General features: G+C 45.2%; 1 pseudogene. It reads left to right on the top strand.

The annotated features are described in order from the left end of the window. A pseudogene (locus DXA74_RS16830) lies at nucleotides 1–210 on the top strand (hypothetical protein); the annotation flags it as partial.

The raw sequence follows: 210 nt of genomic DNA on the forward strand, positions 1-210 counted from the left end.
TAACTATACTTACGATGCCCTCTACCGTCTTGTAAGCGCAATAGGCACATATACTGGTGCAGATAACAAGACCGCAAGCTACACTCTTGCGATGGGTTACGACAACATGCACCGTATCACATCGAAGCGTCAGATTCTCACGCAGAACAATGTGCAGTTCAACGGTACGTTGAATGCAGGTTATGATTTGTCATACACCTATGGAACAGA

Origin of the sequence: Bacteroides sp. OF04-15BH (genome assembly GCF_003477995.1) — a bacterium.
Lineage (GTDB): Bacteria > Bacteroidota > Bacteroidia > Bacteroidales > Bacteroidaceae > Paraprevotella.